Genomic DNA, 11,498 nt, shown 5'->3' on the forward strand with positions numbered 1-11,498 from the left:
TCAAGCTCTGTAGGATATTTCTACGACGGGATGCAGAGTGAGGTATGTTGGGTATTTGGAATATACATGCCACCATGTGGATTTATTGGTGTCGTAGGACTACGTAGGAGACAGACCATGGCAGCAAAAGCAAGCGGTGGAGTGCAGTCCGTAGAGCGTATTTTCGAACTGCTCGAACTCATCACCGATGCCGGTGGCAACGTCACGCTCAGCGAACTATCCGCATCCACTGAGCTGCCCTTGCCCACTATTCACAGGCTGCTACGCACATTGGTTGCCCTTGGCTACATTCGCCAGCTCCCCAGCCGCCGCTACGCGTTGGGGCCCAGACTGATCCGCTTGGGAGACGGTGCCACCAAGCAGCTTGGCGCCATGGCTATGCCTCAGCTGGATACGCTGGTGCGTGAGCTAGGGGAAACGGCCAATATGGCGGTACTTGACACCGACATGGTGATTTACATAGCCCAGGTCCCATCCCCGCACTCCATGCGCATGTTCACGGAAGTTGGACGTAGGGCGCACACTCATGACACCGGAGTGGGCAAGGCGTTGTTGGCCCAGCTGGACAATGAGACTGTGCGCAGCATTGTTGATCGCAAGGGAATGCCCACGCCAACGATCAAGAGTCACGGGACTATAGAGACCCTGCTGGCAGACTTGGAAGTTATCAGGGAACGCGGCTATGCCATCGATGAGGAAGAGCAAGAGATCGGTGTTCGTTGCTTTGCCATGGCTGTCCCCGATGCTCCCACCCCGACGGCGATTTCCGTTTCCGGACCGGTGCAGCGCGTCGATGAACTCTTTGCCAATCGTGCAATCCCGATGCTGCAGCAAGCAGCGTTGGTCATCTCCAAGGAACTCAACCGCAACTAGCGCACTTAGCCGGATGGGCGGGTTCGAGGATGCCGTTCGCACCCCGTTGAGGTTGGAGCTAATGACACCGCGGAGGGGATGAAGGGGCGTCATTAGCTCCAACCTCAACGGGAGAGCTGAGCCTCGGGGGTCGCCACGCCCTCCGGGGCTGCGCTGGTACAACGGCCAAGAACACGAAATAGCTAAGGGACGTCATCTTCTGATGGCGTCCCTTAGCAATTTTTTTACTCTTGTTGGTTAGCTGTCGCCGCCGGTGTTGCCGGTGGTTCCTGCGTTGATGTTGAGGAGGTCGTATTTTTGGGCTGCTTGTTGTGGTGTGTTGATGTCGATGTCACCGTTTTTAGCGAGCATTTGCAGGGTGCGTACCACTATGGAGTGAGAGTCGATTTTGAAGTAGCGTCGTGCTGCTGCGCGGGTATCGGAGAAACCGAAGCCGTCTGCGCCGAGGGTCGCGAAGTCATTAGGCAGGAATTGACGGATTTGATCCGGGACTGCTTTCATGAAGTCACTCACGGCGATGATGGGTCCGTGCGCGTCAGCCATTTTCGCTGTGATGTACGGGGTGCGTGGCTCTTTTTCCGGGTGTAGGAACGCGTCTTCTTCAGCCGCGAGGCCATCGCGACGGAGCTCGGTCCAGGATGTTACTGACCAGACATCGGCTGCGACCCCCCATTCATCGGCAAGGATTTGCTGTGCTTCTAGGGCCCAGGGCACGGAGACTCCTGAAGCCAGGAGCTGGGTACGGGGCCCGTCATGCTCGCTTTTCTTGAGCAGATAGATCCCGCGGGTGATCCCTTCAACATCGATATCTTCGGGTGCTTTAGGTTGAATGATCGGCTCGTTATAAACAGTGATGTAGTACATCACGTTAGGATCCGTGGAGTCTTTACCGTACATCCGCTCTAGACCGGTGCGGATAATCACCCCGATCTCATACCCGTAGGCGGGATCGTAGGTGATCACTGCCGTATTGGTAGAGGCCAGGAGGGGGGAGTGCCCATCAGCGTGTTGGAGGCCTTCACCGGTGAGGGTAGTCCGCCCGGCGGTGGCACCAATAATGAACCCGCGCGTCATTTGATCCCCGGCAGCCCAGAACTGATCCCCGGTGCGTTGGAAACCAAACATGGAGTAAAACACGTAGACCGGGATCAATGGTTCCCCGTGGGTGGCGTACGCGGTACCGGCAGCGGTAAACGCCGCGACGGAGCCTGCTTCGTTAATACCGGCATGAACGATCTGCCCGGAAATGGACTCTTTATACGCTAAGACCAGATCACGGTCCACGGAGAGGTAGTTCTGCCCGTTGGGGTTGTAGATCTTCGCGGTCGGGAAGAACGCATCGATACCGAAGGTCCGTGCTTCATCCGGGATGATCGGGACAATACGCTGACCAATACCCTTATCGCGCATGAGGTCTTTAAGTAAACGCACGAACGCCATCGTGGTCGCGGCATGTTGCTTACCCGAGCCACGATTAGCGACTTCGTAGGTTTTATCCCCGGGGAGTTCTAACGCGGTGTGTTCAGAGCGGCGCTCGGGCACGAACCCGCCCAGGACCCGGCGGCGTTCCATCATGTACTGAATTTCCGGGGTATCCATCCCGGGATGGTAATACGGGGGACGGTACGGGTCCGCTTCAAGGACTTCATCAGAGATCGGCAGACGCAGGTGAGTACGGAAATCTTTCAAGTCCGAGAGCGTAAGCTTCTTCATCTGGTGCGTGGAGTTACGTGCCTCGAAGTGTGTCCCGAGTCCGTAACCCTTCACGGTGTGGGCCAGGATCACGGTGGGCTTACCCTTGAACTCGCTTGCAGCTTTATACGCGGCGTAGACCTTGTGGTAATCATGGCCGCCACGCTTGAGGTTCCAAACCTCGTCATCAGAAAGATGTGCGGCGAGTTCTTTAGTCTGGGGTGTTTGCCCGAAGAAATGCTCCCGAACGAACCCACCAGATTCTGCCTTGTACGTTTGGTAGTCACCATCAACAGTGTCATTCATGACCTTGACCAAGGAACCATCTTCATCGCGGGCAAGGAGGTCATCCCACTCACGACCCCACAAAACCTTGATCACGTTCCAGCCAGCACCACGGAAGAACGCTTCGAGTTCTTGAACGATCTTCCCGTTTCCACGAACCGGACCGTCCAAGCGCTGTAAGTTGCAGTTAATAACAAACGTTAAGTTATCCAACTTGTCATTAGCGGCCAGTTGCAGCAGCCCACGCGATTCAGGCTCGTCCATTTCACCATCACCTAAAAACGCCCAGACCTGCTGCTCAGAGGTGTCTTTAATGCCACGGTTATGTAAATACCGGTTCGATTGCGCCTGATAAATAGCGTGCATCGGCCCGATACCCATCGAGACCGTAGGGAATTCCCAGAACTCCGGCATTAACCGTGGGTGGGGGTAAGACGACAGTGCGTGGCCTTCCTTGGATTTCTCCTGACGGAAACCATCCATGTCTTCCTCACTCAAACGCCCCTCAAGGAAAGCACGAGCGTACATACCAGGCGAGGCATGACCCTGGAAGAAAATCTGGTCTCCACCACCCGCGTGATCCTTGCCACGGAAGAAGTGATTGAAACCCACCTCGTACAACGTCGCAGCACCAGCATAAGTAGAAATATGCCCGCCCACACCAATCTCAGGAGCCTGCGCACGATGCACCATCACAGCAGCATTCCACCGCAACCACGCACGATACTTACGCTCGATCTCCTCATTACCAGGAAAAACAGGCTCCTGATCAGCAGGAATCGTATTAACATAATCAGTCGTAGTCACCATCGGCACACCAACACTCTGCGCACCAGCACGCTGGAGCAAACTACGCATAATGTACTGGGCACGCTCAGTGCCACGCTCCTGAATCAACGAATCCAAAGACTCAAGCCATTCAGCAGTCTCTTCCGGATCACGATCAGGGAGCTGATTAGTCAACCCGCTAAGGATATGGGAGTTGTTCTCGGGATGGAGCATTGGTACCTCTTTCCACGTTGTGTTCGTACACCCCCGCGATGGAGAGGCGCCGGAGTCTGGCCCGCCATTCGTTCTTCGTCGAACGTGGCAGGGATGTGGGGCGGACTGGTCAAGTGCCCCATCATGTAATTATCACTATATGAAAACAAAATCTTGTATGTTGAGATTACTGCGCTCAGATCAGAGATGCAAGACGCATCCATTTCGGGACGTCTTTGTGGCCTGAGGTTTGACGGGTAGTGAGGTGAATCCTATAATTCTCTCCAATATCAGGCCCCAGTAAGGAGCAGGCATGAACAGCGAAGACGAACTACCGGTACCAGCCAGCGATACCCAGAATGAAAGCACCCAGAACGCCAGCACTCACTATGCAGGTGCCTGGAACGGAAGTGATGCCAAGGTGCTGGTGGTCACCGGCGCAGGCTCCGGTATTGGCCGAGCAGTTGCCCAAGCAGGTCTTGCTGCCGGCTTTCGTGTGGTCTTGGCCGGCCGGCGTGAACCCGAACTGGCATCCGCTGCGGGTAGCCATCCACAAGCGCTGGTTGTTCAAACAGATGTGTGCGACCCAGATCAGGTGGAGGCCTTGTTCGCCCAGACAGTGGAACGATTCCGGCGGGTTGACGTATTGTTCAACAATGCTGGCATTTTTGGTCCCGCCGGGTCTGTGGATGAAATCTCCCTCAGCGACTGGAACGCCACTATGGCGGTGAACCTTACCGGTGCCATGCTCTGCGCCGCGGCAGCCATCCGGACGATGAAAACCCAGCAACCGCAAGGTGGGCGGATCATCAACAACGGCTCAATCTCCGCCCATTCACCGCGCCCGCGCTCGGTTGCCTACACCGTGAGCAAACACGCCATCAGCGGCTTGACTAAGTCGATCGAGTTGGACGGACGAGCTTTCGGTATTAGCGCCGGACAAATAGATATTGGGAATACCGCCACTGACATCATGGCCACCCTGGACGTAGCAACCGGTGCCCTGCAAGCCAACGGCACACTGATGGTGGAACCGATGTTCCCAGTTCAGGAAGCCGCCCGCACCGTGCTGTTCATGGCGAGCCTGCCCGCCAGCACCAATATTGGCCACTTGGTAGTTACAGCCGCAGGTATGCCTTTTATTGGTCGAGGCTGAGCATAGGTGGTGAGGAGCTGTTGAGCTCCTCACCACCTATGAGCACGTTACACAGATCGCCGACGGCGGCCACCCGGTTTTTGTGGGGTGGCCACTGTTGGTTTTTTGTTGGAGGTGTCAGGGGGTGGTGGGGGTGATGGGAATGCTGGCGGTGATGGGTATTTCTTGGTTGTTGGCGTCGAGGAGTTTGCCGTTGTCCCAGTGGTCTCCGTGTTGGAGGCAGTGGGCTATTTCGGCGGGGATGAGTCGGTCTGTTCCGGCGGCGAAGACGGAGGGGTTGTCTGGGTTGCCGAGGGTGAAGTGGTTGAAGAGGAGGTTTAGGAGGATGGCGACTACGGCGGCGGAGCTGATGCCGGAGTGGAAGATGGTGGCGAACCATTCGGGGAATTTGTCGTAGAAGGTGGGTGCGGCGATGGGGATGATGCCGGCGCCGATGGCGGTGGCGACGATGATCATGTTCATGTTGTTTTTGTAGCTGACGGTGGAGAGTGTGCGGATGCCGCTGGCTGCGACGGTGCCGAAGAGGACGATTCCTGCTCCGCCGAGGACGGGTAGTGGTACTGCTGCTACGACGCGGCCCATGACGGGTAGGATGCCCAGGATGACGAGGATGACCCCTCCTGCTGCGACGACGAAGCGGCTTTTGATGCCGGTGACGGCGACGAGGCCGACGTTTTGGGCGAAGGCGCTTTGGGTGAAGGAGCCGAAGACGGGGGCGATGACGCTGGCGGCCATGTCGGCGCGGAGGCCGTCGCCGAGGCGGCGGGAGTCGACTTTGGTTTCGACGATGTCTGCTACTGCCAGGATGTCCGCGGAGGTTTCTACCATGATGACCAGGACCACGATGAACATGGAGATGATCGCGGCGAGGTGGAAGGTGGGCATGCCGAGGTGGAAGGGTGTGGGGAAGGCGATGATGGGGCCGGTGGTGACTTTGGAGAAGTTGGCCATTCCTAGGGCGAGGGCGATGAGTGTGCCGATGACGATTGCTAGCAGGATGGAGAGTCGTGAGATGGTGCTGTTTCCTAGTTTGCTGAGTAGGAGCACGATCACGAGGGTTCCGGCGGCGAGGGCGATGTTGGTTACGTCGCCGTAGTTTTCTGCTTTTTTGTTTCCGCCCATGGCCCAGTTAGCTGCTACGGGCATGAGGGAGAGGCCGATGACGGTGATCACGGTGCCGGTGACTACGGGTGGGAAGAATTTGATGATTTTGGAGAAGATGGGGGAGATGAGTAGGCCTAGTGCTGAGGAGACGATCACGGCGCCGAAGACGCTTTGGATGCCGCCGCCGCCGTTGACGATGGCGACCATGGTGGCTACTCCGGCGAATGAGACGCCTTGTACTAGGGGTAGTTGAGAGCCGAAGAAGGGTAGGCCTAGGGTTTGGAGCAGGGTGGCTAGGCCGCCCATGAAGAGGCATGCTGCGATGAGTAGGCCGATGTCTGCTGGTTTTAGTCCTGCTGCTTGGCCCACGATTAGGGGTACGGCGATGATGCCGCCGTACATGGTGAGGACGTGTTGGAATCCGTACGCGAAGCTGGCGCCGATTCCTAGTTTTTCATCTTCTGGTCTGGCTGTTTTCGTGGTGGCTATGGTGGTGGTGCGTGTTTTCTTGGTCATAGCGGACCTCCTTGTCTGCTTACCTAACATCTTTGACGACAACGCGCTGTGGGGGTTGCCGTGTTGGTGAGGCGGGGGGCCGTGGCCCCCCGCCTCACTCTTTACTCAGTACAACTCACTCTTTACTCAGTACTGCTGGTTGGTGCTGGTTGGTGTTGGGTGGGGTGGTGTTTAGCAGAAGCCTGCGACGCCGTCCCAGATGTTGCCTGCATTGGAGGCGTTTTCGCGTAGGACGGTTCCTTCGATGAGGCCGTAGGGGCGGTCTGCTGCGAAGAAGACTTCGTTGGGGTTGTCTTGGCCGAAGGGGGTGAGGTCAACGACGAAGTGGTGTTTGTTGGGCATGGAGAATTTGATTTCATCGATTTCTGGGTGGGCGTTGAGTACTTTTTTGCCCATTTCGAACAGGGTGTTTTGGAGTGCGTGGGAGAAGCCTTCGGTGAAGCCTTCTAGCAGGAGGGCTTTGATGGATTCGTAGGAGGTGTTGAAGTCGAAGTTTTTATTGATGGCTTCGGGGTTGAAGCGCCAGCGGGCGGCGACGTCGGTGGCGAGGATCCGGTCGCTGGTCTGGGCTAGGGTGGTGTATTTATCCACGGGGAAGCCTGTGAAGCCGGATTGGGTGGTTTTGAGAACGGTGAGGTCTTTGAGGCCGGCGAGTACGTGGGTGGTGTCGCCGTTTTTAACGACGACGGAGGTGCGGATTTCTTGGTTGCTTTTCACGAAGGAGTGATCGTGGGCTGTGCCGTTGGCTTGGATGCGGTTCCAGGCGTATTGTTCAGCTGACCAGCGTCCGCCATTGATCCAGGCGAATTCTTTAGTGAAGTGTTCGCTTAGGCGTAGCAGGAAGGCTTCGGGGGAGCCGATGCCATCGCGGGCGAAGGAGTAGATGGTGTTCTTTTGTGTGTCGGTGGGGACGACGTGGGCGTTATCGCCATCGATGTGGGCTGCGTTGAAGTCGCCGCGTACTTCTGAGGTGACGTTGAGGTCTTCGATCTCGTGGCGGTCGGTATCGCGGGTGATTTTTACCACGCGTACTTCGGCTTTGCCGAATTGGTTGGCGCCGAGGATGATGTTGTTCTCAGTCATTGTCTAGTTTCCTCTGTATGTTGAATAGGCGAAGGGGCTTAGCAGCAGGGGTACGTGGTAGTGGTCCTGGCTGTGCTGGAGGGTGAAGGTCAGGGAGATTTCTGGGAAGAAAGTCTCGGTGTTGATGCTGGCGAAGTAGGCGCCGGTATTGAACCGTAGTTGGTAGGTGCCGGTGGGTAGTTTTTCCGGGCCGAGGTCTTTCACCCGCCCGTTTGTATCGGTGGTGGCGGTAGCGATTTGGGACCATGTGTGGCCCTCGCGGGTGTGGAGTTCAACGGCGACGGATGTGGCCGGTGTTCCTGTTGCGGTGTTCAGGATGTGGGTGGTTATGTGGGAAACGCTCATGCGTTGATCACTCCTTGGAGTCGTAACATTGCGATTTCTCGTAGTTGCCCAGCAACTATGAGGTTTTCCTCTTCGGGGGTGTTCTTGAGGCGTTGGTGGAGGGTGTTGATGATTTCCTGTGGGGACCGGCCAGCGGCCCGTATTAAAAAGACTTGGTTGAAACGGGCTTCGTAGGCCCGGTTTCCCTCGGTCAGGGCGGTGGTGATGGCCGGATCGGTGGGATCTACCCCTGCTTGCTCGGAACGAGAAAGCGTAGCTTCGGTACTGGTGCCGGGGGCGCGTTGACCGATTCGGGGATGATGAGCCATCGCTGAGGCTATTTCTTCGGTAGTGAAGGGATTACTAGCGTTACCAGCGCAGGAAAGAAGATCATTGATGGTAGCGAAGGGCCGGGCAGTGATGATCTCATCGATCCATCGCTGGATATCGATACAGGGACGCAAAACAGGTTCGAGTTCTGTTCGCGCGGCGTGATTGAAGTCCTCAAGCAGCATTGCTTGTATTCCTTCTAGGTCATTGCTGGCATCCACGGTGTCGGCTATACGAACAACACAAATAGTTTCGTATCGTGGAACTGTTATTTCAGCATATGAATAGTGAACCGCATCACAGCCGAGATGTCAATCACAACAATCCCTGTTCGGTGGCTTAAGTTTTCGATCAATTGGGCTCTAGGTACTGATGGCCTAAGGGAGTAGCGAGCTGACGGGGTGCCCGAGGTACAAGGCACGCTACAAGTCACTTTGCGTGTTACGGGAAGATCAATAATTTCGTCAAAGCAACCAGGCCCACCAAAACAATCGTTGCGCGTAAGGCCATGGGCGGGAGTTTGCGCCCAAATCTGGCTCCCATCATGCCGCCCAGCAGGGAGCCTGCGGCAATGAGGGCGGTGATCTGCCAATTGATGAGTTGCCAAGCAACAACCATGAAGATGATCGCCGCAATCCCATTGACTGCCGTTGTGAGCACGTTCTTAACGGCATTGATCTGTTGAAGGGCCACAGTGGTGAGAATGCCCATGAGCCCAACAATGAGGATCCCCTGGGCCGCACCGAAATAGCCGCCGTACATGCCCAGAACAAAGACACCCACAATCAGCACAATAGGTTTTCTGCCAGGTTGGTCGTTGGTGGCGACTCTTTGGCGTTGAGCAACACGACGCTGTAAAGACGGGCCAAAGGCAACCATCAGAATTCCGGCGATGATCAACGTGGGAACAACAGTATTAAAGGCTGAAGGCGGCAGTATGAACAACAATAAAGCCCCCGCAAGCCCACCCACGGCTGAGGCTGGCAGCAGCAGAGTTATCAGTTCTTTGTTGGGGGCTAGTTCTTTGCGGTAACCCCAGACTCCCGAGAGTCCGCCGGCGACAAGACCAATATTGTTTGAAATATTGGCCACGATGGGCGGGTATCCGAAAAGCAGCAAGACAGGGAACGTCACAAGCGTCCCGGAGCCCACTACAACGTTGATCATGCCAGCCCAGAAGCCCGCCAGGAATATTGCTGACATCTCAAACATGGGAGCCTCTCGGTGAATACATTGCCCGGCAGGGGTAACCTTTGCGAGGGTATCGACAGTTTGCTGCTATTTACCCTAGTGCAACAGCTAAGGGGTGTGCCCCGGCCAGAAGGCCGGGGCACACCCCTTGAGTTTGGCAAAGTTTCCGCAAGATCAATCCTGCACGGTGCGATCCTGCGTATCTACGCCCGATTGCCGCATATTAATTTTTAGCCGACTTTGCGGCGTCTTTTTCGCTTTCGGCGTTTCCGTGGATCAGCGATCCGGTGTCATTTTCCAGATGGGCACGCATGAACCATTGGAAAAGTTCCAACTTGGCACTTTGCCCAATGAGCATGTCTTCGGTGATGGGGTCTAGCTCTCCCACGGCCGCGATAGCTTCACGGTGGCTAGAAACGACGCCGTCGTAGACAATATCCAAGGCAGCCAGGTGCTCAGTTGTTGTAGCCCTGCCAATCGCGTAGTCATCCCAACCGCGGTCTTGGACTAGGGCCCCGGGCAGACCGTTGGGGGAGACTCCCAATGTTGCGATGCGTTCTGCTGTTTCATCGACCATGGCCCGAACGAGCTCAATTTGAGGGTCAAGCATTTCATGGACACCGATGAAGTCGCGTCCAACGACGTTCCAATGGGCATGCTTAAGAGTGAGCTGGAGATCATTCAAGGAATGAAGGCGAGCCTGCAGGATTGTGGCAACTGCGTGCCCGTCCTTAAGTGTTAAGCCTGGAACCGTGTATTTCCCGGTTGAAGTCTTCTTGGAAACCATTAGAACTCCTCTCGAAATCGGCTGATCTTTGCCAGCCGCTATATTTCTACCGTAGTGCGATTGTAAACAACTTTCCAGTTGTGTTTGGTGTCTGCCTCCGGTTTTGTTGATGGTGAACCCGAGGTGGGTTTCCACCGATTAGCTGCGTAAATCAGTCATCCGCAACAGTGATGGTGACATCAATGTTGCCTCGGGTTGCATTGGAGTAAGGGCAGACCTGGTGCGCTGCGTCCGCTAATGCTTGTGCTGTGTCCCGATCGAGTCCGGGAATGATGACTTCCAGCATCACTGCAAGTTCAAATCCACCGTTCCCGTTGGAACCCAAGTGAACGCGCCCTCCCACCGAGGAGTCGGCAATGCTTACTTTTTGGGCGCGGGCAACAATCTGTAGGGCCGAGTGGAAGCATGCCGCATAGCCTGCGGCGAACAGCTGCTCAGGGTTTGCGCCATTCCCGGAGCCTCCCATAGACGTGGGAATAGCCAGGTCTAAGTCAATGCCGCCATCTGAAGAGCGGACATGTCCGTCGCGACCAGCTCCGGTGGCGATGGCTTCGGCTGTGTAGAGAGGATTCATGATGAGCCTTTCGGGGACGTGTTGGTGGAAGAACCATTGGTTACTGGCGTGCTCGATGAACGCACCGGGGCGCTGAGTGCGCGCATACCTTCGGTGATGCGGTGCAGCTCTTGGACAAGCGCCTGAGCCTGCTCTGGTGATTGAAAGCCGTAGGCGCCACTCAAGTTGTCCAGCGCCACTATGACATCTTTTAGTACCGCAGCCCCGGTTGCTGTGAGCTTGACGGTAACGACTCGCTCATCGGCTGAGGTGCGGTCACGGGAGAGAAGGCCACGTTGGTTCAATCGGCGTAACAGGGGGGATAACGTGCCGGAATCCAGGCTCATTCTGGCGCCCAGTTTACTGACGGTAAGCCCCTCCGGTGCACGGCGGGTTTCCAGTAATGCAATGTACTGCGTGTATGTCAGCTCCCACGGCTCCAATGCAAGCCTGTGGGCCTTGGCCACGGCGTTTGATGCCGAGTAAATGGCAAAGCAGACCATTGAATCTAGGTGGTAATCATTGTCTGGCATGTATTGATTGTACGCAATTTAATTGTGCACAATCAAACTCAATTGTTTACTCACTACTGCCGGAGGCGCCGGAGAGACCTGAGAGGCAGG

General features: G+C 56.1%; 11 protein-coding genes. 2 read left to right on the forward strand and 9 right to left on the reverse strand.

Translation table 11 applies throughout. From position 1 onward, the window contains the following. Positions 1-117 precede the first annotated feature (117 nt). The gene (locus AAFM46_RS02895; RefSeq protein ID WP_283532354.1) at positions 118-873 is read left to right on the forward strand and encodes an IclR family transcriptional regulator; all 756 of its coding nucleotides are present in this window, start codon (positions 118-120) and stop codon (positions 871-873) included. 237 nt (positions 874-1,110) lie between these two features. Here the strand turns inward: AAFM46_RS02895 and aceE are convergent, their stop codons facing one another. Next, positions 1,111-3,852: a pyruvate dehydrogenase (acetyl-transferring), homodimeric type gene (gene aceE / locus AAFM46_RS02900; RefSeq protein ID WP_343319457.1), complete on the reverse strand. Its 2,742-nt coding sequence runs from the start codon at positions 3,850-3,852 to the stop codon at positions 1,111-1,113. A gap of 292 nt (positions 3,853-4,144) precedes the next feature. On the opposite strand from aceE, the gene AAFM46_RS02905 reads away from it, so the two are divergent. Further along, on the forward strand, positions 4,145-4,987 hold the full coding sequence (locus AAFM46_RS02905; protein ID WP_343319459.1) for an SDR family oxidoreductase: 843 nt from the start codon (positions 4,145-4,147) through the stop codon (positions 4,985-4,987). A 117-nt stretch (positions 4,988-5,104) separates the two neighbouring features. On the opposite strand, the gene AAFM46_RS02910 is transcribed toward AAFM46_RS02905, so the two are convergent. From AAFM46_RS02910 to AAFM46_RS02945, 8 genes are all read right to left on the reverse strand, one after another. Beyond that, positions 5,105-6,607 carry a nucleobase:cation symporter-2 family protein gene (locus AAFM46_RS02910; RefSeq protein WP_343319461.1) on the reverse strand — a complete coding sequence of 501 codons (1,503 nt, stop codon included), beginning with the start codon at positions 6,605-6,607 and terminating at the stop codon, positions 5,105-5,107. A 171-nt stretch (positions 6,608-6,778) separates the two neighbouring features. Continuing rightward, the gene (gene pucL / locus AAFM46_RS02915) at positions 6,779-7,690 is read right to left on the reverse strand and encodes a factor-independent urate hydroxylase (protein ID WP_283532378.1); all 912 of its coding nucleotides are present in this window, start codon (positions 7,688-7,690) and stop codon (positions 6,779-6,781) included. A 3-nt stretch (positions 7,691-7,693) separates the two neighbouring features. Further along, positions 7,694-8,035 (reverse strand): hydroxyisourate hydrolase, encoded by a 342-nt coding sequence (uraH, locus tag AAFM46_RS02920; RefSeq protein WP_283532377.1) that lies wholly within the window; start codon positions 8,033-8,035, stop codon positions 7,694-7,696. After that, the gene (gene uraD, locus AAFM46_RS02925) at positions 8,032-8,565 is read right to left on the reverse strand and encodes a 2-oxo-4-hydroxy-4-carboxy-5-ureidoimidazoline decarboxylase (protein WP_343319463.1); all 534 of its coding nucleotides are present in this window, start codon (positions 8,563-8,565) and stop codon (positions 8,032-8,034) included. The genes uraH and uraD overlap by 4 nt, the downstream gene beginning before the upstream one ends. 220 nt (positions 8,566-8,785) lie before the next feature. Next, a complete protein-coding gene (locus AAFM46_RS02930; protein ID WP_343319465.1) occupies positions 8,786-9,556 on the reverse strand; it encodes a sulfite exporter TauE/SafE family protein in 771 nt (256 codons plus the stop codon). A 202-nt stretch (positions 9,557-9,758) separates the two neighbouring features. Then, entirely contained in the window at positions 9,759-10,322 is a 564-nt protein-coding gene (locus tag AAFM46_RS02935; RefSeq protein WP_283530849.1) for a DNA starvation/stationary phase protection protein, read from the reverse strand. Positions 10,323-10,473: 151 nt separating this feature from the next. After that, positions 10,474-10,896, reverse strand: coding sequence for an organic hydroperoxide resistance protein (locus AAFM46_RS02940; protein ID WP_283530848.1), 423 nt, complete (start codon positions 10,894-10,896; stop codon positions 10,474-10,476). Further along, on the reverse strand, positions 10,893-11,408 hold the full coding sequence (locus tag AAFM46_RS02945; RefSeq protein ID WP_343319468.1) for a MarR family winged helix-turn-helix transcriptional regulator: 516 nt from the start codon (positions 11,406-11,408) through the stop codon (positions 10,893-10,895). Before AAFM46_RS02945 ends, AAFM46_RS02940 begins: the two co-directional genes overlap by 4 nt. Between the last annotated feature and the right edge of the window lie 90 nt (positions 11,409-11,498).

The sequence above is a fragment of the Arthrobacter sp. TMP15 genome, assembly GCF_039529835.1.
GTDB lineage: Bacteria > Actinomycetota > Actinomycetes > Actinomycetales > Micrococcaceae > Specibacter.

Coding starts and splice junctions, on each gene's coding strand:
- AAFM46_RS02895 (WP_283532354.1), top strand. CDS start 118: ATGGCAGCAAAAGCAAGCGGTGGAGTGCAGTCCGTAGAGCGTATTTTC.
- aceE (WP_343319457.1), bottom strand. CDS start 3,852: ATGCTCCATCCCGAGAACAACTCCCATATCCTTAGCGGGTTGACTAAT.
- AAFM46_RS02905 (WP_343319459.1), top strand. CDS start 4,145: ATGAACAGCGAAGACGAACTACCGGTACCAGCCAGCGATACCCAGAAT.
- AAFM46_RS02910 (WP_343319461.1), bottom strand. CDS start 6,607: ATGACCAAGAAAACACGCACCACCACCATAGCCACCACGAAAACAGCC.
- pucL (WP_283532378.1), bottom strand. CDS start 7,690: ATGACTGAGAACAACATCATCCTCGGCGCCAACCAATTCGGCAAAGCC.
- uraH (WP_283532377.1), bottom strand. CDS start 8,035: ATGAGCGTTTCCCACATAACCACCCACATCCTGAACACCGCAACAGGA.
- AAFM46_RS02930 (WP_343319465.1), bottom strand. CDS start 9,556: ATGTTTGAGATGTCAGCAATATTCCTGGCGGGCTTCTGGGCTGGCATG.
- AAFM46_RS02935 (WP_283530849.1), bottom strand. CDS start 10,322: ATGGTTTCCAAGAAGACTTCAACCGGGAAATACACGGTTCCAGGCTTA.
- AAFM46_RS02940 (WP_283530848.1), bottom strand. CDS start 10,896: ATGAATCCTCTCTACACAGCCGAAGCCATCGCCACCGGAGCTGGTCGC.
- AAFM46_RS02945 (WP_343319468.1), bottom strand. CDS start 11,408: ATGCCAGACAATGATTACCACCTAGATTCAATGGTCTGCTTTGCCATT.